Source organism: Streptomyces sp. M2CJ-2 (assembly GCF_016757295.1).
In the GTDB taxonomy this organism is placed as follows: Bacteria; Actinomycetota; Actinomycetes; order Streptomycetales; family Streptomycetaceae; genus Streptomyces.
This window is the reverse complement of sequence record NZ_JAESIF010000010.1, coordinates 78311-100130: the sequence shown is the minus strand read 5'-3', so window position 1 is coordinate 100130 and position 21820 is coordinate 78311. Positions and strand designations below refer to the sequence as shown.

Here is a 21820-nt window from a genome sequence, read left to right as displayed (position 1 = left end):
GCAGGGCTGAGGGGAGCTGGAACCAGGGCTCTGTTTCCCCGAGTGCTCGTCTCTCGCCAAAGACCCGAGCGCCCGGTCTCTCCGTCCCTCCGACTCAGGAGCACCGCATGCGCACGTACATCGGAAACCACGAGGCCGCGAACGCGGTTGAGTTCGAAGAACTGGCGCTCGGCTTTGACGAGCTGCCCGCAGGTATCGACCGCGATCTGTTCCGCGGCCCCCTCGCGCACGAGACGCCCGAAGAGCGGGAGGCCCGGCTGGACGTGGCCCGCGAGGTCATCGCCGACCTGGTCGCCCAGGGCGAAGGCGGTGACGAGGTCGCCGCGTGGGACGCGCTCTACGCCGACGCGCTGACCCGCACGGTGCCGTTCCTGCGCGCGGCTCGCGCGGCCGGCCGTTTCGCCGGAACGGGGGAAGCAGCATGAGCTACACCCTGACGGCCATCTCTGCCGCGCTGCCGATGGCGGCCGGTTGGTCCCTCCACACCCTGCGCCTGCGCCGAAGGATCGACGCGGCGCGGCGTGACCCGCTGACTGGTCTCGTGACTCGCGATGCGTTCGCCGAGCGCGCCGCGCGGGTCATCGCGAACGGCCAGAGCGCGGTCTACCTGATCGACCTGGACCGCTTCAAGCAGATCAACGACACCCATGGGCATGCCGCCGGAGACGCCGTACTTCGTGCCACGGCGAAGCGGCTCACGTTGTGGGCGCCGACCGGCGACGGCATCGTGGCCCGCTTCGGCGGTGATGAGTTCGCCGCCGTCACCCGGGTCCGCAGCCAGACCGAACTGATCTGGCAGGCGGATGAGCTGGCCGGTGTGCTCACGGCGCCGGTCAGCTTCGAAGGCCGCCAGTTCGTCGTCGGCGCATCCGTCGGCGCGGTTCCTTGTGACTCGAACGGCCCGGATCTGTCCACGCTGCTGCGGCGCGCGGATGAGGCCATGTACGCCGCCAAACAGAACGGCGGGGGCCGCTTCCTCGCGGACGGCCCCACACCGGTTCACCACACGGTCAACGGCCGCCGCGCTGGCCGCCGTGGCACTGCGGGCGGTTCGGAGGTGGCGGCATGAGCCGCACCGCAAAGGGCCTGCTCGTTGCCGCACTAGTCGCCGTTGTCGGCATGGCCTTTCGGGTGTCCTGGAACGCCCTGCGGGACGTCGCCACGGCGACCGGCGCGGACGCTACGGCGGCCACGCTGTACCCGTTCGTGGTCGATGGCCTGATGGCCCTGGCGCTGGTCGCCACGCTCGTACTGACCGGCGACGCTCGCCGGTTCGCGCTGCGGGTGCTGGCTGGGTACACGCTCGCCTCGCTGGTCCTCAACTACGTGCACGGGCTCGTTCCCGAGCTACACGGCCAGTCGGTCGACTGGAGTCGACTGGCCGACTGGGCGCCCGCGAACTGGGCTCTCGTTCTGCTCGCCACGTCGCTGCCGGTCGGGTCGATCTACTTCGGCTCCGACCTCGTGGCGAAGGTGCTGCATCACCGACCGGCACCGGTCGCAGATCAGGATGAAATCCAGCAGGCCACCGCAAATCGGTTGGGGTCTGACCTGCACAAGTCGACCCCGGAGGCTTCCCCTGAGGTGGCCGCGCTGGCTGCTTCCGAGTCGGCCGACCCGCTGCCGGTCATCGAACCGGTCGTGTCGGCTCCGACTCTCGCGGTCGCTGCTGTCGAGTCGGCCCCGCGCCGGGCGACTGGTCGGGTGCCCGAGTCGGCCCGTACCCCCCGACCGACCCGGACCCCGGAGCAACTGCTCGATGAGGCCCGGTCGGTCACGGCCGACTGGGCCGATGCCGAGCTGACGGCAGAGGCGATCCGCAAGGTGGTCCGCACGTCGTCCGCGAACGGCCGCACGCTGCGCGACACGCTCAAGGCAGAGCGCGCCGCCGGTGACGGGCCGGATGAGGCGGCTGCCTGATGTCGCCCACGTTCGGCAAGTGCTACGACCCGAACGGCGCGACGTACGGGGTGCCGACGTTCCCGTGGAAGTTCGCCCCGGACGGCTATGCCACCCGCCGTCAGCTACGGGCCCGCGGCTTACGGCCCGGTGGCCAGCCGGTCGCGGCGCAGGTGATGCGCCGCGCCCGCCGACGTAAGGCCGGGGTGCTGGTCGCCTACCTGTACCGCGTCGACCAGGCCAAGCCCGTACGCCCGATGACGCCGGGCCGCGCTGCCGCGCTCGCCAAGGCGATGCGCGCCCGCCGCACCTGCCCCAAGTGCCGGACGGACGCCGGTTACTGCATCCCGACCTCGCTCGGCATGTGCGTGACCTGCGCCTACCCGCAAGAACAGCACGCCGCCTGATCCTTCCCCACTCGACATGAGGGAGAGCCCCACCGTGTCCGAGATCCACACCATCGACCAGCCGGAAGAGCCGGACCGCACCGCGACCAGCGAGGAAACGGCGGCCGTGCTGCCGTTCCGGAAGAAGACGGAGGGCGAGCCGCCCGCGCCGGGCGAGGTGAAGCCCGGTGAGTGGGAGGCCGAACTCCCCGACGACCAGCCTGACGACGACGGGGATGTGTCGGAGGGCGACCCGGTCGACCCGCCCAGGCACGAGTTCCCGCCCTCGATCGCGGAAGTGATCGAGGCCAAGGACAAGGCCCGCCGCCCGGTGCTGCCGGACTGGCTGACCAGCGCCAAGCAGCGCGCCGCGGTCGCCCGCTGGGCGACCGGTCACTACGGCCAGACCAGCCTGTATCACCTGGTCAGGACGCCGGTGTACTCGGCAAAGCTCATCGCCTACGCGCCGCGCGGCGGCTTCCGCTGGGTCGGCGCCGCAAGCCGCTGGGTCTCGGACGCTGAGGGGCTGCCGGTGCGCCTGGCGGCCGTGCGAGCCGAGGATGCGGGGGAGTACCTGAAGCTGTCGCGTCAGCGCGATGCGCGGGTGAAGCTGCGCGGCATCATCGCCGTGCTGTCCACCGTGTTCGGGCTCGGTGCGGCACTCGCCCTGTGGGTGCTGGCCCCGGCCTGGCTCCTGACGCTGGCCACCCTCGTACTCACCGGGGTGCTCGGGTGGGCGGGGACGCCGGCCGACCGGCCGCTGATCGACGCGGCCAAGGTGAAGTTCCGCCACCGCAAGCTCACCTCCGACATCGTCACCCGCGCGTTCCTCGCGGCCGGGCTGACGAAGGCTGACCAGGGTGTGGCGTTCCCGCAGCCGATCCGGCAGGACGGCGACGGCTGGCGGGTGGTGGTGGACCTGCCGTACGGCAAGACGTTCTCCGACGCGGTCAAGAAGCGCGACGCGCTCGCCTCCGGCATCGACGTGGCAGAGACCCAGGTGTTCCTGGACCGCGATGCCACCAGCTCACGCCGGGTGTCGATGTGGGTGGCCAACCGCGACCCGCTCGCCGTGCCGACCGGCCGCTCCCCGCTGCTGGGCATGGACCGGGTGGACTTCTGGAAGCCGTTCCCGTGGGGCCGTGACGAGCGCGGCAACGAGGTGGAGATCAGCATGCTGTGGGTCTCGCTGCTGGTCGGCGCGGTCCCCCGGCAGGGCAAGACGTTCTCCGCCCGCACGATCGCGCTCGCCGCCGCCCTGGACCCGTACGTGCGGCTGTACGTGTTCGACGGCAAGGCGTCGCCGGACTGGCGCAAGTTCTCCAAGGTCGCCCACCGGGTCGGCTTCGGCACCGTCCCGCAGGTCGGGATCGATCCGGTGATGCACCTGGTCAACTCGTTGCAGGAGCTCAAGGCCGATGTGGAGGACCGCTACCACCGGCTCTCCGAACTGCCGCTGCACATCTGCCCGGAGGGCAAGCTCACCCCGGCGATCTCGCGGGACAAGAAGTACGACATGCCGCTCGTGCTGTTCGTGGTGGACGAGGTGCAGGAGTACCTGATGCACCCCGTGCACGGGAAGACCATCCTTGAGCTGCTGGTCTTCCTCGCCCGCGTCGCCCCGGCGGTCGGTGTCTCGGTGATGACCGCGACGCAGAAGCCGGACGACACGGCCTGCCCGTCCGTGCTGCGTGACCAGCATCAGGCCCGGTTCGCGCTACGGGTCGGTGCCTACCAGGTCTCGGAGACCATCCTCGGTGCCGGATCGTACGGCGAGGGTCTGGATGCATCCCGGCTGCTCAAGTCCCACAAGGGCGTTGGCCTGCTCAAGGGCATGACCGACGATGCCGGGATCGTCCGCACCTACCTCGCCGACGGCCGCGACGCGGAGACGATCCTCACCCGCGCGCAGGCCCTGCGCGAGGCAGAGGGCACGCTCACCGGCGACGCCGCGGGCGAGGCACCGGCCGATGCCGCCATGGCGACGATCCTGGACGACATCGCCGCCGTGCTCGGCAAGGGCGAGGCCAAGCTCTGGTCCGAGACCATCGTCGACCGCCTCGCCGAACTGCGGCCGGACGTCTACGGCCCGTGGGCCGAGATGGAGCCCAAGCCCAAGGCCGAACAGCTCACCAACGCGCTCAAGCCGTACGGCATCGGCACCGAGCAGATCAGCCGCCGCATCGACGGCAAGACCGTCAACAAGCGCGGCATCCTCCGCTCCGACCTCTCCAAGACGATTACGGAGCGCAACAAGAAGCGGGACGCGAGCTAGGCCCCGAAGGTCGCTTGCGCAAGCATCCACCGTCGCTTGCGCAAGCGACCCCGCTAGCGACCCAAACAGCACCTGATCAGGTCGCTAGCAGATAGCAGCCCACCTGCGGAAACCCCGAAAACCCGCCCGGAGGCCCTTCATGACCCTTCCCGCGCTCGCTAGCACCCTGCTGATCGTTCTCACGTTCTGTTACGCCTGCGTGTGCGCCGCCCAGCCGTTCGGCCGCTGCCGCAAGTGCGACGGACTCGGCTTCGCCCTCAAGCACGACCGCAAGGGACGGCCCAAGCGCGGCAAGCACTGCCGTCGCTGCGACGGCCACGGCATCCGCATCCGGCGCGGCCGACACCTCTACAACCTGTGGGCCCGCACCTACCGCCAAGGCACCGCCCCTGCCCCCAAGCACCCCGCCCAGAAGGGATAACCACCCATGGCAGTCACCGTCTCGCTCGTCGCCCTGTTCGGCCTGGTCCTGTTCTTCCTGCTCCGCTCCAAGAGCCTCGGCTACGGCTCCGCGTTCGTCGCCGCCGGGTTCGGGTTCTTCCTCGCCTCCACCGGAGCGTCCGGCCCCATCAACCAGCTCGCCACGGCCGTCATCGACGCCGTCGGCAACCTCTAGGGAGCCAGCGATGAACGAACCGATCGTCGTCCGCAGCACGCTCTCCTACATCGCCCCCAAGGCCGCGCCCGCCGTCGCCACATCGACCGTGCTCATCCTCGGTCGGATCTGGAACGCCAACGGCGCCGAACACTCCGTCGGCAACGCCGCACTGATGGTGGTGCTCGCCACCGGAGCCGCGGCGGCCGGCGCATTCGCCTCCGCCGGTCGATCCGGTGACGGGGTCCTCGCCGGAACGTGCTTCGCCGCATCCGGAGGGCTCGCGCTCGCCGGAGTCGCCGGATACGCCGACGGCTGGTCGCTGCCGCTGCTGCTGTGGGCGCTCGCCACTGCCGTCGCGTACGGGCTCGCCGCCCGCTACTGGCGCACCGACCGCCGCGACACCGTCGCGTACGAGCGGCAGACCATCGCGCGTCGCGAGACGCACGCTCACACCGAACGGGTGGAAGCCCTGCGCGCCGGAGCGCAGATAGAGGTGGCCCGCGAGGGCGCCGCCTACGCCGCCGCGCTCGCCCAGGCCCTTACCGCCCGCGCGGCCCTGCCCGGCTTCGACCCGGTGCAGCTCACCCGCGCCGGGCTGCCCGAACTCCCCGCTGCCATCGACGCCACCAAGGAGAATTGATCATGTTTGAGATCCGCATCATCTGCGACCCGTCCGACACCGACCGCGTCTGCAAGGCCCTCGCCACAGCATTCGCCACCGGCCCTGTGCGCCAGTACGCCACCCGCGAGGGCGGCCGCGCCCGGCTCTACATCACGGCCGACCACGGCGCCGATGGCGACCCGGAGGCGGTGTGGCCGACGCCGGAAGAGGCGTACGCGCTCGCCCCGAGCATCATCAGCGAGATCGGATGGACCGCCCGCACGGCCACCGACAAGCCGTTCGGCCACGACATCGGCCGGGAGTACTGGCTCCGCAAGGCCGCGCTCCTGGACCGCATCGCGCTCGCCGACGGAGACGAGGGCATCCGCAGCGACGCGGCCGTACTCGCCACGGATGCCGCCCGCGGCCTGGTCGACAGGGACGACGCCACAGTCAGCGGCGACCCCCGCGGCTACGTCCGCCAGCAGTACGCCCACTGGGCCCAGACCAAGTAGCTACGCCCGGGGCGGTCGCTCTCTCGCCAAAGACCACGACCGCCCCGGCTCTCCGTCCCTCCGAAAGAAACAGGAGAACCCCCAGCATGACGCAACCGACCCCCGTCCGGCGAGCACCCGGCCACCGGCCGCCGCTGCCGGACCTGCTGCGGTCCGCGCTCCGTCTCGCATCGGCCAGCGTGCCCGTGCTGCCCCTACGCAAGGGCAAGGTGCCGTTCGGAAACTGCCCCGCCTGTGCGGGCAGCGTGTGCGGCGACCGGCCGCACATGAAGGCCGCCGGTCCCTGCCGCTGCCCGCAGGTGTGCCACGGCTGGGCCGCCGCCACCACGGACCCCAGCATCATCACCTCCGACGCCTGGACGCCGATGTGGCGCACGGCCGCTGCCGTCGCCTACCACCCCGCCGGGGCCGGGCTCACCGTCGTGGACCTGGACGACGCTCAGGCCGTCGCCTGGGCCCGCGAGATGCTGCCTGCCACCCGGACCGTGCCGACGACGCGCGGAGAGCACTGGATCTACCGGGGATCGATGCGGTCGGCCAACTCCGTACGGCCGGGCGTGGACATCAAGTCCGCGATGTCCTACGCCCGCTGGCTCGGGCCGGGCACCGGGACCATGACCGCGCTGCCGTCGGCCGTCCGCGCCCTGGTGGACAGGGAAGAGACCACCCCCGCCCGGGGAGGCGTGGTCTCTTCACTTCCCGAGCGCGCGGTGTGGGACCACACCGTGGCCACCGGATGCCGCCACACCGAGCGCTACGTGCGCACCGGCCTGGAGCGAGGCATGGCCAAGGTACGCGCCCGTACGGAGTCCGGCGCCGGATCGCAGGCGTTCGGCGTCGCACAGTTCCTCGGAGCCCAGCACGCGCAGTGCCCCGGCCCGTGCGGACTGGACGCCTTGGGGCAGCACATCGTTGCCGCTGCGGTATCGGTTGGTGTCCCCGAGCCCTACGCCCAACGAGCGGTCGCCAACGGCCTCACCGCTGCGCTTGGGAGGGCGGCATGAGCGTCCGCACCGGGCACTGCCCGCACGCCGCCGACGAGCCGACCCGCCCGGTCATAGAAGGCGCGGAAGTCGCCGCCCGACAGGGCGTCCTTTCTGCCCGTTGCCCTGACCAGCCTGCCGAGGACCGACACCAGGCCACCGCCGGAACGGGGACCGCAGCATGACCGACACGAACAGCACCGACTTGTGGGAGGGCTTCGACCCTCTCGCCGTCGAAGAGATCACCGGCCCCGTCTGGGACGAGCCGGTACCGCTCACCGCCCGCCGGGACCTGCCCGGCTTCCCCGTGCACGCCCTGCCCGACTGGCTCGGGAACATGGTCGCGGCCGTCGCCGAGGAGACTCAGACCCCGGCAGACCTCGCCGGGTGCTTGGCCCTGGCAGTCGTCGCCACGGCGGCCGGCGGCCGTGCCATGGTCTGCATCCGTGGCCGCTGGCGCGAGCCGGTCAACCTCTACACTGCCGTCGCACTCGATCCGGGCAACCGCAAGAGCGCCGTGTTCGCGCTCATGACGGAGCCGCTGATGGCCGTGGAGAAGACCCTCGTGGAACTCTCCGGGCCCGCCCGCGCGGAGGCCGAGACCACCGCACGGCTCGCCAAGGCAGCGGCGGACAAGGCAGCGGCCAAGGCCGCGAACGCGGAAGCCGGGATGCGTGACCAGCTCACCGCCGAAGCCGTCGCGCTCGCGCAGGCCGCTGAGGAGATCAAGGTGCCGTGCAAGCCGCAGCTCGTTGCGGACGACGTGACGCCGGAGAACCTGGCCACGCTGCTCACCGAGCAGGAGGGACGCATCTCGGTGCTGTCGCCGGAGGGCGGCATCTTCGACATCATCGCCGGACGCTACAGCGGCGCCCCGAACATGGAGATCTTCCTCAAGGGCCACGCGGGCGACATGGTGCGGGTCAACCGGCAGGGCCGCGACGCCCAGCACATTGAGCGGCCCGCCGTGACGATGGGGCTCGCGGTGCAGCCCGAAGTGCTCGAATCCATCGGGCAGATCAAGGGAGCTGACGGCCGCGGGTTGCTCGCCCGCTTCCTGTACGCGCAACCCGAATCCCTGGTCGGCCGGCGCAACCTCACCCCGGAGCTCATTCCCGACGACGTCGCGGCCACCTACACGCAGCGTCTGGGGGGACTGGCCATGGCCATGAATGGGTGGACCGACCCCGCGCTGCTCACGCTCACGCCGGAGGCGGACGCGGTGATGCTCGCCTACCAGAAGGTCACCGAATCCCGCATCGGCAAGGGCGGGGCGCTCGCGACCGTCGTGAAGTGGGCCAGCAAACGCGACGGGGCCGTGGCCCGCATCGCCGGACTGCTGCACCTCGCCACCCACCCGGACTCCGGGTGGCAGCGACCGATCGAGGCCGCCACGCTCGCGGCGGCAACCGAGCTGGGCGACTACTTCACCGCCCATGCTCAGCACGTGTTCGACGCCATGGGCGCGGACCCTGCGCAGGAAGCCGCGCACCAGGTGCTCGCTCACCTTCGGGACACGCGGTTCAGCGGCTTCACCAAGCGCGAGTTGTTCCGGCAGCTCTCGCGCGGCGACTTCCCCGCGATGGCCGACCTCGATCCCGCCCTGGTGCTGCTTGAGGAACACGGCTGGCTCCGCCAGCTCCCCCCGCCGCCGCGCACCGGACGCGGGGGCCGACCGCCTTCGCCGCGCTACGAGGTGCACCCGCGCCTCACCCGCAGCGCCTGACAGAACCCCCGCCGGACCGACACAACTGACACAACCCCCGAGATGCGGCGCTGACCTGCGGCGACGGCCGAATCGGCCGCTCTGACAGAACCTCCGGAAACTCTGACAGAACCCACCCCGCCCCCGGGAGGGACGGTCGTGACAGAACCCCGCACCGGGAGGTTCTGTCGGAGTTTTCGCGAGTTCTGTCACGACGGGTTGTGAAGCCGAACACACAGGTCAGCGCCCTGCACGGCAGGTTCTGTCAGTTCTGTCAGCGATTCCGGCCCACGAGCCACAGCAACGTGCGATGCAAGGAGCCCACCCGTGGCCAAGTCCCGTGAAGAAATGCTGACCATCCCCCAAGTGATTGAAGAGATCGGAGTACCGCGAGCGACGTTCTACCGCTGGCGACAGCTCCGCAAGGGGCCCAAGGCCATCAAGCTCCCCAACGGTTCGGTGCGCATCCGGCGGTCGGAACTGGAGCGCTGGATTGAGGCGTTGGAGGAAGCCGCGTGACCTACCGCAACAACTCGAAGGGCGCCCGCGTGAGCGGGCGCCCGCCCGCGGCCGAGGAACCGACCCTGTCCACGGATGTGCGGGTGTGGAAGATCAGCCAAGTGCGGAGCAAGAGAGCCCCGTATCAGCTTCGTTGGCTCGTAGCGGGCAAGGTCAAAACCGCCAGTTTCGCTACGGTCACCCTCGCCGAGAGTCGCCGTTCCGAACTGTGGAAGGCGATGGTCAAGGGCGAGGCGTTCGACGTCGAGTCGGGGTTGCCGGAGTCTGAACTCAGGGCGGCCGCCGCACGGGAGAACGCCAAGCCCGACCCGTCTTGGTGGGACTTCAGCCGGGAGTACATGGCCAGCCGTTGGCGCACGTCTGCGGCCAAGACCCGAGAAGGGGTGGCGGACAGCCTCGCTACAGTCGCGCTCGCGATGATGGACGGGGGGAAGAAGGCGCCGTCACTCGAAGAGGTCCGCTTGGCGATGCGGTGGGCTGTCGTACCGGCGCATCAGGACGAAGAACCTCCCGAAGATCTCGCGGCTGCCTGTACGTGGCTTCAACACCGCTCACTGTCCCTGTCAGCCCTTACCGACCCCAAGGTGGTCCGAGACGTCCAGTACCGGCTCTCGTTCAAGCTGGACGACACCCCGGCGGCAGGGGAGACCTACAAGCGTCGCCGTCGCGGCTTCAACACTGCCATGGAGTACGCGATCGAGTGCGGGTACCTGGATATGAACCCGCTCGCGGGGGTGAAGCGCGCGGGTTCCACCCGCGGTGACGTCGTAGACCCCCGGGTTCTGGTGAACGCGGTGCAGGGAGCCCAGCTCCTCACGGCGGTCTCGTATGTCGGATCGGTGCACCGCAACCGAGGGCGTCGGCTGGTCGCCTTCTTCGCCTGTCAGCTCTATGCGGCGATGCGGCCGGCCGAAGCGGTTGGCCTCAGGGAAAGAGACTGCTACCTGCCCGAGAAGGGCTGGGGCACGCTCACCCTCAAGGAGACCCGTCCGGTCTCCGGCAAGAAGTGGACGGACTCCGGCAAGCGGCACGACAAACGCGGACTCAAGTCCCGCGAGGTCAAGGCCGACCGCCCGGTACCCATCCCACCGCCGTTGGTCGCGATGCTGCGCGAGCACATCAGGGAGTTCGGGACGTCGAAGGATGGCCGGGTCTTCCACAACGAGCGGGGCGAGGTGCTTGGGACTTCGAGCTACTGGCGGGTGTGGCAGGAGGCTCGTCCCATCGCTCTCCCTCCGAACAAGGTGGATTCGCCGCTCGCGCATCGGCCCTACGACCTGCGCCACACCTGCATCACGAACTGGCTGAACGCGGGCGTCCCCGTTGCCGAGGTCGCTCGCCGGGCGGGCAACTCGCCGGAGGTCATCCATCGCCGGTACGAGGGTTGCATCGACGGCCATGAGGAGGTGAACAACAAGAAGATTGAGAAAGCGATGGGGTGGGTGGACTGAGGTGTGGTACTGTCACTCCCGCGCTCAGCGCTGGAGCTGGATTTAGTCCTTTTGGTTCACAACCAAGAGCTCCACAGAAGGATGGAGATCCAGGTATCGAACCCTGGCGACCTTTGGTCGTAGCTCAAGAAAGAGCCCGCCTTTTCAAGAGGGGTCGTCTCCGGGCGACCCCTCTTCATTTAGTAGCCCATCCGTGTCAATCCCTCCTGCAATTCGTCCGGTGTGGCGCGGACCCCAGGGTAGTTATGTCGGGCGTATCCAATTACCTTTCTGGTGCGCTCGTCGATGTTCGCGGGTATTCCTGGACCGAATTCGTTCATGTCTTCCAGGATGATGTCAATCCACGTGTCTCTCGTGAGCTCGCTTATGAGGAGCTCATTGACGGCCCTTGCCAGGAGCTTGGAAACTGCGAATCCGAGGACGAGTTCACCCGTTCCAACCTTCAAGGAATCGCCCGGTTTGAGGACCTGTGGCGAGTTCTTGGCCACCTTGCGCCACCCTGCCAGTGCTCCTTGGGAGCAGGCGGAAGCTACCGCCACTAGACGCTCATCGATCACGCCGCCTCTGTGGATGAGGCAATTCCTCATCTCTCTGAGCACGTGGAACTGCTGTAGGCTGCCCGAGGGAAGTGGAGATCCGACCGCCTGCTCGAAGTCTTCGTGCATCTTGCTTGCGACTGACCGAGAAGCGGATCTAGCTGTAATTAGCCCATCTTTGGTGAGCAGGGCTAGACATGATCCCATGTAATCCTCGTGCAGGGACATGAGGTACGGCAGTGCCATGTTCGCGATGTGTGGTCCCGCATCGTCCAAGATGGCCCGAGCCTTGTCGATCGAGAGATCGAATCTTGAAATCTCTTCGACATCCGGATAGATCAATGGGAGCGGGACCGCGGCTTTCACCATTGGACGCAGGAGGTGGGAGGCAAGCCCAGCTCCGGCGAAGAGTCCCATGACGCTGTCATTGACCGAGCGCCTCATCTGCTCGTACTGGCGGTAGGCGGGGAACTGGGCAAGGGGCATCGGCTGTCCTCTTTGTCATCCGTGGGCGAGCCATGGTTCCACCAGCAGAGTCCCTCTGTCGCCTCGTGGCCTGTAGCGCCGGCAGGGACGGGTCTCACTCGCCACTCACTCGGGATCCGTGAGTACGAACGACAAGGAGCCGGACTCAGTGGGACTGAGTCCGGCTCTCTGTATGTAGCACTTCTGCTGGTCAGCGGCTTGATCGCGCTGGCTCAGCTTCTGTGCCCCCGGCAGGATTCGAACCTGCGCACACGGCTCCGGAGGCCGTTGCTCTATCCCCTGAGCTACGGGGGCGTGTCGGTCGCGGTGATCGCTTCGACGGGTAGAACAGTACCAGTTCTGGCGGGGTGGGTAGGAACCCGTTTCCCGGAGGGCGTCACCCTGGGCGCTCGCGGGGGCACCCTTGGGGGTGGAAGTCGGGAAAACGCGGACGCGGTGGCCGGTCTCGACCTACTCTCGAGTTGTGCCAGGGGCGTCGCGCCGGGTTCTTGTTGTGGACGACAACAAGGTCATCCGGCAGTTGATCAGGGTCAATCTCGAGCTTGAGGGCATCGAGGTCGTGACCGCGGCTGATGGTGCCGAGTGTCTGGAAGTCGTCCATCAGGTGCGGCCCGACCTCGTCACCCTCGATGTCGCCATGCCGCGGCTGGGCGGGCTCAAGACGGCGTCCCGGCTGCGTTCCGATCCCCGTACCCGGGACCTTCCGCTCGCCATCATCAGTGCCTGTACCCAGTACGAGGTCGAGAACGGGCTGGACGTCGGGGTCGACGCCTTCCTCGCCAAGCCCTTCGAACCCAGTGAACTCGTGCGGGTCGTCTGGAAGTTGATCGAGCGGCGGCGGTGCGGGAGCAAGGGCGGCAGGGGTGATGGCCGTGGTGTCGGGGGTGCCGAGCGGGCTGCCGGGCACGCCGGGGGGTAGCCGGGACGGGCGGTCTGTCCGGCGGGGCGTCCACATGGCGGACTCCCGGTAAACCGGTTCGCCCTCTCACCTCCCTCCTCCCATACGCTTGCCCCGTGACCCCCGTCGAGCTCTCCCGCACCGTGCTGCACGCGGTGCGTCGTGCTGTCGACGAAGGGGAGCTGCGGGTGACCGTTCCCGAGCGGGTCGCCGTCGGGCCGCCGGGGCCCGGGGGGTGCGGGGAGTACGCCACCAACGTCGCGCTTCAGCTGGCCGGCCCGGCCGGGCACACACCCCGGCACGTCGCCGAGGTGCTGCGGGCCCGGCTCCTTCAGGCCGGCGGCATCAGCGACGTCGTCGTCACCGGGCCCGGGTTCATCAACATCAGTCTGCGGGGGGCCGCTCCCGTCGCCCTCGTGGAGGAGATCCTGAGGGCGGGAAGCGCCGGTGGCGCTCCCTACGGGCATCTGGACGGGGGGAGGAGCGGGAGCCGGGAGCGGGTGCTGCTGCACGGGGCCGCCGAGGTGCGCGCCCTGGTCCAGGTCGACGCCCTCGCCCGCATCCTGCGGTCCCAGGGTGTGGTGGTGCGGACCAGTTGCGATGCGCCGGCCTCCGCGCCCGAGTGGGGCGCTGCTCCGGCTGTTCTCGGGGTCGTCATCGACGACGCCGACGACGGTGACCCGTACGACGCGCCCCGGGTCGACGTCCGCCCCGTGCCCGCTCCCGGCGACCCACTTCCCCTCGGCCGGGACGCCGCGCGGTGGGCGTTGCTCCGGCCCGCGTCGCACGACCGGCCCCGGATCACCGGCGAGCACCTGGTCCAGCAGGAGGGCAACCCCCTCTTCCGGGTGCGCTACGCCCACGCCCGCACCCGTGCCCTCCTGCGCAACGCCGACGATCTCGGGTTCGCTCCCGAGCCCGGCCCCGTCGGCGTGAGCGGAACCCGGCCCCTGCTCGCCGCCCTCGCCGACCACCCCCGCGTCCTGGCCGCTGCCGCCCGGCACCGTGCCCCCGACCGGCTCGCCCGGCACCTCGTCACCGTCGCCGATGCCACGCAGCCCCTGCTCCCCACCGTGCTGCCCCTCGGTGAGGAGAAACCCTCGGCCGCCCACCGCGCCCGGCTCGCGCTCGCCGAAGCCGCCGGGACGGTGCTGGCCGGCGGCCTGTCCCTGCTCGGCATCGACGCACCCGACCATCTGTGAAAGAGCACGCGAAGAATGAGCCGTTCCGCACACCCCGCCGGACCCCGCTACGCCGACATCCTCCCCGAGGGGCACTACTCCGCACCGCCCGCCGATCTCAACGCCCTCGACCCGAAGGTGTGGGCGCGGACAGTCAGCCGTGACGAGGACGGTGTGGTCACCGTCGGAGGGATTCCCGTCACGCGGCTCGCCGAGGAGTTCGGCACTCCCGCCTACATCCTCGACGAGACCGACTTCCGCGCCCGCGCGCGGGCCTGGCGCAGCGCCTTCGGGAACGACGCCGACGTGTTCTACGCCGGTAAGGCGTTCCTCTCCCGGGCCGTCGTGCGGTGGCTCGACGAGGAGGGGCTGAACCTCGACGTCTGCTCCGGCGGGGAACTGGCCACCGCCCTGTCCGCCGGTATGCCCGCCGACCGGATCGCCTTCCACGGCAACAACAAGTCCGTGGCGGAGATCCGCCGGGCCGTCGAGGCCGGTGTCGGGCGGATCGTGCTCGACTCCTTCCAGGAGATCGTCCGGGTCGCGCACATCGCGCAGTCGCTCGGCACCCGGCAGCGGGTGCAGATCCGGGTCACCGTCGGCGTCGAGGCGCACACGCACGAGTTCATCGCCACCGCCCACGAGGACCAGAAGTTCGGGATCCCGCTCGCCGGCGGGCAGGCCGCCGAGGCCGTGCGGCGGGCGCTCCAGCTGGACGGGCTGGAGGTCATCGGGATCCACTCGCACATCGGGTCGCAGATCTTCGACATGTCGGGGTTCGAGGTCGCCGCGCACCGGGTGGTCGGGCTGCTCAAGGACATCCGCGACGAGCACGGGGTCGAGCTGCCCGAGATCGACCTCGGGGGCGGCCTCGGCATCGCCTACACCAGCGACGACGACCCCCGCGAGCCGCACGAGATCGCCAAGGCGCTGACCGAGATCGTCACCCGGGAGTGCGAGGCCGCCCGCCTCGGCGTCCCGCGCATCTCCGTGGAGCCGGGGCGTGCCATCGTCGGGCCGACGGCCTTCACGGTGTACGAGGTCGGCACCGTCAAGCCGCTGGACGGTCTGCGCACCTACGTCTCCGTCGACGGCGGGATGTCGGACAACATCCGCACCGCGCTGTACGACGCCGAGTACAGCGTCGCCCTCGTCTCCCGCCGCTCCGACGCCGAGCCGATGCTCAGCCGGGTCGTCGGCAAGCACTGCGAGAGCGGGGACATCGTGGTGCGCGACGCCTTCCTGCCGGGGGACCTGGCGCCGGGCGACCTGATCGCCGTACCGGCCACCGGGGCGTACTGCCGGTCGATGGCCAGCAACTACAACCACGTTCTTCGCCCGCCCGTCGTCGCCGTCGCGGACGGCGAGGCGCGGGTGATCGTCCGGCGCGAGACCGAGGAGGACCTCCTCCGCCTCGACGTCGGGTGAGGTGAGAACAGAACGAACAGAACGATGAGAACGGCGAGAATGACGTGAGAACACGCGAGGAGACGCGGGAGAGGGAGGCGGAAGATCTTCGGTTCTCGCGGACTCCGCAACGAAATTGATGTCTCACGATCCGGACAAAGGGCAGAAACTTCCGTCCGGTGAGTGAGACTGGTGCAATCAAGACGGTAATCGGGAAACGAGGTCGGATGATGCGTACGCGTCCGCTGAAGGTGGCGCTGCTGGGCTGTGGAGTGGTCGGCTCAGAGGTGGCGCGCATCATGACGACGCAGGCCGACGACCTCGCCGCCCGCATCGGCGCCCCGGTGGAGCTCGCCGGGGTCGCCGTGCGGCGCCCCGACCGGGTGCGTGAGGGCATCCCGGCCGAGCTGGTCACCACCGACGCCACCGCCCTCGTCAAACGGGGCGACCTCGACGTGGTCGTCGAGGTCATCGGCGGGATCGAGCCCGCGCGGACACTGATCACCACCGCCTTCGCGCACGGCGCGTCCGTGGTCTCCGCGAACAAGGCGCTGCTCGCCCAGGACGGTGCCGCGCTGCACGCCGCCGCCCAGGAGCACGGCAAGGACCTCTACTACGAGGCCGCCGTCGCCGGTGCCATCCCGCTGATCCGGCCGCTGCGCGAGTCACTCGCGGGGGACAAGGTCAACCGGATCCTCGGCATCGTCAACGGGACGACGAACTTCATCCTCGACGCCATGGACACCACCGGCGCCGGCTATCAGGAGGCGCTCGACGAGGCCACCGCCCTCGGGTACGCGGAAGCCGACCCCACCGCCGACGTCGAGGGCTTCGACGCCGCCGCCAAGGCCGCCATCCTCGCGGGAATCGCCTTCCACACGCGCGTACGGCTCGACGACGTCCACCGCGAGGGCATGGCCGAGGTCACCGCCGCCGACATCGCCTCGGCGAAGGAGATGGGCTGCACCATCAAACTCCTCGCCATCTGCGAGCGGGCCGGTGACGGCGCCTCCGTCACCGCGCGCGTGCATCCGGCGATGATCCCGCTCACCCACCCGCTGGCCTCGGTGCGCGGCGCCTACAACGCCGTGTTCGTGGAGTCGGAGGCCGCCGGGCAGCTGATGTTCTACGGGCCCGGCGCCGGCGGGGCGCCCACCGCCTCCGCCGTGCTCGGCGACCTCGTCGCCGTCTGCCGCAACCGGCTGGGCGGGGCCACCGGGCCGGGCGAGTCCGCCTACGCGGCGCTGCCGGTCTCGCCGATGGGCGACGTCGTCACGCGCTACCACATCAGCCTGGACGTGGCCGACAAACCGGGTGTTCTCGCTCAGGTCGCGACCGTGTTCGCGGAGCACGGTGTCTCGATCGACACGGTTCGCCAGCAGGGCAAGGACGGGGAGGCATCCCTCGTCGTCGTCACCCACCGTGCGTCCGACGCGGCCCTCGGCGGCACCGTCGAGGCGTTGCGCAAGCTCGACACCGTGCGCGGTGTCGTCGGCATCATGCGGGTTGAAGGAGAGTAAGCAGCAATGACCCACCAGTGGCGCGGAATCATCGAGGAGTACCGGGACCGGCTGCCGGTCGCCGACACCACGCCGGTTGTGACGCTCCGTGAGGGCGGTACGCCGCTCGTGCCCGCGCAGGTGCTCTCCGAGCGCACGGGCTGCGAGGTCCACCTCAAGGTCGAGGGCGCCAACCCGACCGGGTCCTTCAAGGACCGGGGGATGACCATGGCCATCTCCAAGGCCAAGGAGGAGGGCGCGCAGGCCGTCATCTGCGCCTCCACCGGCAACACCTCCGCCTCCGCCGCCGCCTACGGGGTGCGCGCCGGGATGGTCTCCGCGGTGCTCGTGCCGCAGGGCAAGATCGCGCTCGGCAAGATGGGTCAGGCCCTGGTGCACGGGGCGAAGATCCTCCAGGTCGACGGCAACTTCGACGACTGCCTCACCCTCGCCCGCGCGCTCAGCGACAACTACCCCGTGGCGCTGGTCAATTCGGTCAACCCGGTGCGTATCGAGGGGCAGAAGACGGCCGCCTTCGAGATCGTGGACATGCTTGGCGACGCCCCCGACATCCACGTCCTCCCGGTGGGCAACGCGGGCAACATCACCGCCTATTGGAAGGGCTACCGGGAGTACGCCGCCGACGGCGTGGCCACCCGGACCCCGCGCATGTGGGGCTTCCAGGCTTCCGGCAGCGCCCCGATCGTGCGCGGCGAGGTCGTCAAGGACCCGGCGACCATCGCCACCGCCATCCGGATCGGCAACCCGGCCTCGTGGCAGTACGCGCTTGCCGCGCGGGACGAGTCCGGTGGCCTCATCGACGAGGTGACGGACCGTGAGATCCTGCGCGCCTACCGGCTGTTGGCCTCGCAGGAGGGCGTCTTCGTCGAGCCCGCGTCCGCCGCGTCGGTCGCCGGTCTGCTGAAGGCCGCCGAGCAGGGCAAGGTCGACCCGGGGCAGAAGATCGTGTGCACCGTCACCGGCAACGGTCTGAAGGACCCGGACTGGGCCGTCGCCGGCGCCCCGCAGCCGGTCACCGTCCCGGTGGACGCCGCCACGGCCGCCGAACGGCTCGGGCTGGTCTGACGGGGCCGACGGGGTCGACGGGCCCGCGCGCCCCCGGCCCCCGCGGCGCCCTCCACGCCCCGCAGCCGTCGCATCGGACGGCAGGAAGGGCGTAAGAGGGCGCTTGCCCGAGGAAGTTCCCCACAGGGGGTGCACAGGGGGCTTACGACACGCATCGTGCGCCTCCCGTGCGCCCTATGTCGACACGGAACCGTCCTTCGATAGGCTGTACTCAACCCACCCGCCGCATATGCCGCGGTACCGCGTCGTCCCCGTGGTCCGGAAGCGACCCCCGAGAGGCGCGGAAGGCGGCCGGCCACCCTGGTCGGTGGCGATCTGGGGGTTTCGTACGTCGTCGAATGTCATTCGACAGTCACCAGCTCAATCGACAGTCGCCCAGATCCAACGACAGTCACCAGCTCAAGGAGAGTCAACGAGCGATGGCCGGTCCCGCGTTCCGCGCCGCCGCCGTCCGGGTGCGCGTCCCCGCCACCAGCGCCAACCTCGGTCCGGGCTTCGACGCCCTGGGCCTCGCGCTGGGCCTGTACGACGACGTGGTCGTCCGGGTGGCCGACGCCGGGCTGCACATCGACATCGCCGGTGAGGGCGGCGAGACCCTCCCGCGCGACGAGAGGCATCTGCTCGTACGCTCCCTGCGCACCGCCTTCGACCTGCTGGGCGGACAGCCGCGCGGCCTGGAGATCGTCTGCGCCAACCGCATTCCGCACGGTCGGGGCCTGGGCTCCTCCTCGGCCGCCATCTGCGCCGGCATAGTCGCCGCCCGCGCCGTGACCATAGGCGCCGAGGCCAAGCTCGACGACACCGCGCTGCTCGAACTCGCCACCGAGATCGAGGGCCACCCCGACAACGTCGCGGCCTGCCTGCTGGGCGGCTTCAGCCTCTCCTGGATGGAGGGCGGCGCGGCCCGCGCGATCAGGCTGGAGCCCGCCGAATCCATCGTCCCGGTGGTCTTCGTACCGGGCAAACCCGTCCTCACCGAGACCGCCCGCGGCCTGCTGCCGCGTACCGTGCCGCACGTCGACGCCGCCACCAACGCGGGCCGTGCCGCCCTGCTCGTCGAGGCTCTGACCAGGCGTCCCGAACTGCTGCTGCCCGCCACCGAGGACCGTCTGCACCAGGACTACCGGGCGCCCGCCATGCCCGAGAGCGCTGCGCTGGTGGAGCGGCTGCGCGCGGACGGCGTCCCCGCGGTGATCTCCGGTGCCGGGCCCACCGTCATGGCGTTGGCCGACGTCGACACCGCCGACAAGGTCGAAGCACTGGCCGGTGCCGACTGGGCCGCCAACCGGCTCCGTCTCGATCTGCAGGGAGCGAGCGTGCTTCCGCTTGCCGCCTGACACACGGTTGCCGGACGAGGAGAGGGGGAATGTTTGTTGGATCCGGTAGTGTTAACCTCAAGTCTGCACCCGACCCCACCACGGCGAGGTGCCTCGTGTCCCCGTTCGGGACAGACATTCTTCCGGGAGCTCCCCAAGCCACACCGTGTTCTCTGCGCCGTACGCGGACAGTACGTCGCACGCGGACACTGAACGGCCCGCCGAGCATGCTCCGGAACCGGTGCGACCGCGCCACGTGACACTGGATGTCACGGCTCGGCAAGCGCCATCACCAGAAATTTCTTCCGTCATTCCGGCGGACAACCGCCCCGGCACGGTTCGCCCAGTAAGGACCGAAGCCGGACAGCACAACCGGTCGCCGAGCCAGACAGGCCGACGTCCGCTCCAGGGAAGGACCCTTCGTGAGCGACACCACCGATCTGATGGGCGCACGTGTCGAGGAGACCGCTGCCGCGCCCGCCACGGACGCTTCCGCGCCTGCCAGCGGTGCCGGCTCCCGGCGGCGCCGCGGTACCGGCCTCGAAGGCATGGTGCTGGCCGAGCTTCAGCAGGTCGCATCGGGCCTCGGTATCAGGGGCACCGCGCGTATGCGCAAGAGTCAGCTGATCGAGGTCATCAAGGAGGCGCAGGCGGGAGCAGGGGCCGCCGCGCCGAAGAGCGAGGCCCCGGCCGAGGCGGCGGAGGCCAAGCCCAAGCGCCGCGCCACCTCCCGGACCCGCACGGGTGAGACCGCCGAGAAGAAGCCGGCCGCCGCCGAGGCCGCCGCGGCCCAGCAGCAGATCGACATTCCCGGCCAGACGGCTCCGAAGGCCTCCGCCCCGGCCGAGCAGGCCTCCGCCGCCGAGGCCGCCCCCGTCGAGCGCCGCCGTCGCGTCACCGCCGAGGCGGGCGCTCCGGCCGCCGCGCCGGAGAAGGCCGCCGTCGAGGCGAAGACCGAGCCGAAGGACGAGGCTCCGTCCCAGCAGTCGCCGTCGCAGCAGTCGCAGGGCGACGCCAAGTCCGACCACGACGGCCACGACGGGCGCCGCCGCGACCGCCGCGACCGCGGCCGTGACCGCAATGACCGGGGCGACCGGGGCGACCGGGCAGACCGCGGTGACCGTCGCCACAGGGGCGACGACCAGCAGCAGACCCAGAGCGGTCAGGGCGGTCAGGGTCGTCAGCAGAGCCAGCAGCAGGGTGGCGGCCGTCAGGACGACGGTTACGACGACGACGGCAGCGGCCGTCGCGGCCGGCGCGGCCGCTACCGCGACCGTCGCGGCCGGCGCGGGCGCGACGAGGTGCAGGAGCCGCAGATCGCCGAGGACGACGTCCTGATCCCGGTCGCGGGCATCCTCGACATCCTCGACAACTACGCGTTCATCCGGACCTCCGGCTACCTGCCCGGCCCGAACGACGTGTACGTCTCCCTCGCCCAGGTCCGCAAGAACGGCCTGCGCAAGGGCGACCACCTCACCGGCGCGGTCCGCCAGCCCAAGGAGGGCGAGCGCCGCGAGAAGTTCAACGCGCTGGTCCGCCTGGACTCCGTCAACGGCATGGCGCCCGAACACGGCCGCGGCCGCCCGGAGTTCAACAAGCTCACCCCGCTCTACCCGCAGGACCGCCTCCGCCTGGAGACCGACCCCGGTGTCCTCACCACGCGGATCATCGACCTCGTGTCGCCGATCGGCAAGGGCCAGCGCGGTCTGATCGTGGCCCCGCCGAAGACCGGCAAGACCATGATCATGCAGGCGGTCGCCAACGCGATCACGCACAACAACCCTGAGTGCCACCTGATGGTCGTCCTCGTCGACGAGCGTCCGGAAGAAGTCACCGACATGCAGCGGTCGGTGAAGGGCGAGGTCATCTCCTCGACCTTCGACCGCCCGGCCGAGGACCACACCACGGTCGCCGAGCTCGCCATCGAGCGCGCCAAGCGCCTGGTGGAGCTGGGTCACGACGTCGTCGTGCTGCTCGACTCGATCACCCGTCTGGGCCGTGCGTACAACCTCGCCGCCCCGGCCTCCGGCCGGATCCTGTCCGGTGGTGTCGACTCGACGGCGCTCTACCCGCCGAAGCGCTTCTTCGGTGCGGCCCGCAACATCGAGGACGGCGGCTCGCTGACCATCCTCGCCACCGCGCTGGTGGACACCGGGTCCCGCATGGACGAGGTGATCTTCGAGGAGTTCAAGGGCACCGGCAACATGGAGCTCAAGCTCGACCGGAAGCTCGCCGACAAGCGCATCTTCCCCGCGGTGGACGTCGACGCGTCCGGCACCCGCAAGGAGGAGATCCTGCTCGCCAGCGACGAGCTGGCCATCACCTGGAAGCTGCGCCGGGTGCTGCACGCGCTCGACTCGCAGCAGGCGATCGAACTGCTCCTCGACAAGATGAAGCAGACGAAGTCGAACGCCGAGTTCCTGCTGCAGATCCAGAAGACGACACCGACACCGGGCAACGGCGACTGACACCGGTCCCG

The 21820-nt window shown here is 70.1% G+C and carries 21 protein-coding genes and 1 tRNA gene; 20 read left to right on the top strand and 2 right to left on the bottom strand.

Going from position 1 to position 21820, the window contains the following annotated elements; genetic code table 11:
• The first annotated feature begins 107 nt into the window (after positions 1–107).
• The 13 genes from JL475_RS11495 to JL475_RS11435 all read left to right on the top strand — a co-directional run bounded on the left by JL475_RS11495 (position 108) and on the right by JL475_RS11435 (position 10932).
• A complete protein-coding gene (locus tag JL475_RS11495; protein ID WP_202277448.1) occupies positions 108–425 on the top strand; it encodes a hypothetical protein in 318 nt (105 codons plus the stop codon).
• Positions 422–1069 carry a GGDEF domain-containing protein gene (locus tag JL475_RS11490; protein ID WP_202277447.1) on the top strand — a complete coding sequence of 216 codons (648 nt, stop codon included), beginning with the start codon at positions 422–424 and terminating at the stop codon, positions 1067–1069. The genes JL475_RS11495 and JL475_RS11490 overlap by 4 nt, the downstream gene beginning before the upstream one ends.
• Positions 1066–1920 (top strand): DUF2637 domain-containing protein, encoded by an 855-nt coding sequence (locus JL475_RS11485; protein WP_202277446.1) that lies wholly within the window; start codon positions 1066–1068, stop codon positions 1918–1920. The genes JL475_RS11490 and JL475_RS11485 overlap by 4 nt, the downstream gene beginning before the upstream one ends.
• The gene (locus tag JL475_RS11480) at positions 1920–2306 is read left to right on the top strand and encodes an RRQRL motif-containing zinc-binding protein (RefSeq protein WP_202277445.1); all 387 of its coding nucleotides are present in this window, start codon (positions 1920–1922) and stop codon (positions 2304–2306) included. The genes JL475_RS11485 and JL475_RS11480 overlap by 1 nt, the downstream gene beginning before the upstream one ends.
• Positions 2307–2340: 34 nt before the next feature.
• The gene (locus tag JL475_RS11475) at positions 2341–4560 is read left to right on the top strand and encodes a cell division protein FtsK (protein ID WP_237406833.1); all 2220 of its coding nucleotides are present in this window, start codon (positions 2341–2343) and stop codon (positions 4558–4560) included.
• Between the two features lie 139 nt (positions 4561–4699).
• Complete coding sequence (locus tag JL475_RS11470; protein ID WP_202277443.1) at positions 4700–4981, top strand: hypothetical protein; 282 nt, start codon at positions 4700–4702, stop codon at positions 4979–4981.
• Between the two features lie 6 nt (positions 4982–4987).
• Positions 4988–5176: a hypothetical protein gene (locus JL475_RS11465; protein ID WP_202277442.1), complete on the top strand. Its 189-nt coding sequence runs from the start codon at positions 4988–4990 to the stop codon at positions 5174–5176.
• Positions 5177–5186: 10 nt separating this feature from the next.
• Positions 5187–5798 (top strand): hypothetical protein, encoded by a 612-nt coding sequence (locus JL475_RS11460; RefSeq protein WP_202277441.1) that lies wholly within the window; start codon positions 5187–5189, stop codon positions 5796–5798.
• A 2-nt stretch (positions 5799–5800) separates the two neighbouring features.
• Positions 5801–6274, top strand: a complete 474-nt coding sequence (locus JL475_RS11455) for a hypothetical protein (RefSeq protein ID WP_202277440.1) — start codon at positions 5801–5803, stop codon at positions 6272–6274.
• An 86-nt stretch (positions 6275–6360) separates the two neighbouring features.
• Positions 6361–7278 carry a DNA primase gene (locus JL475_RS11450; protein ID WP_202277439.1) on the top strand — a complete coding sequence of 306 codons (918 nt, stop codon included), beginning with the start codon at positions 6361–6363 and terminating at the stop codon, positions 7276–7278.
• Positions 7279–7438: 160 nt separating this feature from the next.
• Positions 7439–8983 (top strand): YfjI family protein, encoded by a 1545-nt coding sequence (locus JL475_RS11445; protein ID WP_202277438.1) that lies wholly within the window; start codon positions 7439–7441, stop codon positions 8981–8983.
• Between the two features lie 306 nt (positions 8984–9289).
• Positions 9290–9481 carry an AlpA family transcriptional regulator gene (locus tag JL475_RS11440; protein WP_202277437.1) on the top strand — a complete coding sequence of 64 codons (192 nt, stop codon included), beginning with the start codon at positions 9290–9292 and terminating at the stop codon, positions 9479–9481.
• Positions 9478–10932, top strand: coding sequence for a site-specific integrase (locus tag JL475_RS11435; RefSeq protein WP_202277436.1), 1455 nt, complete (start codon positions 9478–9480; stop codon positions 10930–10932). Before JL475_RS11440 ends, JL475_RS11435 begins: the two co-directional genes overlap by 4 nt.
• A gap of 179 nt (positions 10933–11111) precedes the next feature.
• Here JL475_RS11435 and JL475_RS11430 read toward each other — a convergent pair whose 3' ends face one another.
• Positions 11112–11954: a hypothetical protein gene (locus tag JL475_RS11430; protein WP_202277435.1), complete on the bottom strand. Its 843-nt coding sequence runs from the start codon at positions 11952–11954 to the stop codon at positions 11112–11114.
• Between the two features lie 222 nt (positions 11955–12176).
• Positions 12177–12248 (bottom strand) — tRNA-Arg (locus JL475_RS11425).
• 115 nt (positions 12249–12363) lie between these two features.
• Between JL475_RS11425 and JL475_RS11420 the strand changes: the two genes are divergently transcribed.
• The 7 genes from JL475_RS11420 to rho all read left to right on the top strand — a co-directional run bounded on the left by JL475_RS11420 (position 12364) and on the right by rho (position 21809).
• Positions 12364–12873 (top strand): response regulator, encoded by a 510-nt coding sequence (locus JL475_RS11420; RefSeq protein WP_202277434.1) that lies wholly within the window; start codon positions 12364–12366, stop codon positions 12871–12873.
• 95 nt (positions 12874–12968) lie between these two features.
• Positions 12969–14054 (top strand): ArgS-related anticodon-binding protein NrtL, encoded by a 1086-nt coding sequence (nrtL, locus tag JL475_RS11415; RefSeq protein ID WP_202277433.1) that lies wholly within the window; start codon positions 12969–12971, stop codon positions 14052–14054.
• A gap of 15 nt (positions 14055–14069) precedes the next feature.
• A complete protein-coding gene (lysA, locus tag JL475_RS11410; RefSeq protein ID WP_202277432.1) occupies positions 14070–15461 on the top strand; it encodes a diaminopimelate decarboxylase in 1392 nt (463 codons plus the stop codon).
• Between the two features lie 206 nt (positions 15462–15667).
• On the top strand, positions 15668–16960 hold the full coding sequence (locus JL475_RS11405; protein ID WP_202277431.1) for a homoserine dehydrogenase: 1293 nt from the start codon (positions 15668–15670) through the stop codon (positions 16958–16960).
• 6 nt (positions 16961–16966) lie between these two features.
• Positions 16967–18025: a threonine synthase gene (thrC, locus tag JL475_RS11400; RefSeq protein ID WP_202277430.1), complete on the top strand. Its 1059-nt coding sequence runs from the start codon at positions 16967–16969 to the stop codon at positions 18023–18025.
• Between the two features lie 419 nt (positions 18026–18444).
• Positions 18445–19362, top strand: a complete 918-nt coding sequence (gene thrB / locus JL475_RS11395; protein WP_202277429.1) for a homoserine kinase — start codon at positions 18445–18447, stop codon at positions 19360–19362.
• A 401-nt stretch (positions 19363–19763) separates the two neighbouring features.
• Entirely contained in the window at positions 19764–21809 is a 2046-nt protein-coding gene (rho, locus tag JL475_RS11390) for a transcription termination factor Rho (RefSeq protein WP_202277428.1), read from the top strand.
• The last annotated feature ends 11 nt before the right edge of the window (positions 21810–21820 follow it).